Below are 1,175 nucleotides of genomic sequence, written 5' to 3'. Positions count from 1 at the left end.
GAAATTGATGCCATTGCCCTTCAAGAGGTGGGCAAGAACTGGAAAGCTGCCGGTAAATTCCACGACTGGAAAGCTATGATCCAAGACCAACTTGACTTTGAAAACACCCATGCTTCCTTTGCTCATAATAAACATGACCGAAAGAACACTGTGCTCCAGTGGGGCGGCACTGGCCTCATGACCTTCCAAGATGTGGCCCACCGCGCCTTCAAGTCTGGGCAAGATCCCACTGGCCTCGGCCGCTGGGTCTGGACCCAATACAGAGGGATCAACGGAATTACCACCCGGGTGATCAGCGCTTACTGACCCAACAAGGGGTCCCTGGGAGCCACTACTGTTTACACCCAACACCTTATGTACTACACGCGACAGGGACAACCCAACGCTGACCCATTTGACCAGTTCTGGCAGGACCTTAAGGCTGCCCTTCAACAATGGTTTGAGGCAGGCGATCAGCTCATTGTGTCTGGAGACTTCAACCTGGATGTCTCCTCCAACTTTGTGACCCAATTTTTTGCCCACTTTGGCATGCAGAATCACATCTTTGAACTTCATGACAAGAACACAGCTCCTGAGACCTATTTTCGCAACCAACAGCGAGTCAGTGTAGATGCCATCTTTGCTACTGCTACCTTAACAGCTAAGGCTGCAGGGTACTTAGACTATGATGATTTCCCTGGAGACCACAGGGCCCTTTGGATCAACTTCACCTACCAGTCTTTCTTTGGACATGAATCCCCACCCATTACTAGACCTTCTGCCAGACGCCTGATACTGCGAGACAACCAGGTTGTTGCCCGTTACCTGGATCTCTATGAAACCAAACTCAAGGAACACCATCTGCAGGCCCAACAGTTCACCTTGGAGGCCTCCATCACCGGTCCTCTGACTCCCGCCCAAGCCTTGGAAGCCAATACTATCAAAAATCTGGTCACTCAAAGCATGCTGTACGCTGAGCGCCGCTGCCGGAAATTACAAATGGGGGCAGTGCAGTATTCCCTGGCAGTTGACAAACCCCGAAAAGAAGTTACCTTTTGGAATCTAGCTATCCATCGACGCCAGGGTGGCCGAGTCCATGGGCGATACTTCGACAAGGTCAAACACAAGGCCGGCTTGGATCACATCTACACCCGAGCTTTGACTCTCCCTGAGCTTCTCCAACACCGAAAAGAAGC

The 1,175-nt window shown here is 51.5% G+C and carries 2 protein-coding genes; both read left to right on the top strand.

What is annotated here, in order from left to right; translation table 11 throughout:
• A partial coding sequence (locus V6D20_19695; GenBank protein HEY9818008.1) for a hypothetical protein occupies positions 1–306 on the top strand: 306 nt, incomplete at its 5' end.
• Between the two features lie 48 nt (positions 307–354).
• Positions 355–1,175: hypothetical protein (locus tag V6D20_19690; GenBank protein ID HEY9818007.1), on the top strand; the 821-nt coding region annotated here is incomplete at its 3' end.

It is taken from the genome of Candidatus Obscuribacterales bacterium, from assembly GCA_036703605.1.
Lineage (GTDB): Bacteria > Cyanobacteriota > Cyanobacteriia > RECH01 > RECH01 > RECH01.
Note: the sequence above shows the minus strand (reverse complement) of the source record. Positions and strands in the feature narration are given on the sequence as shown.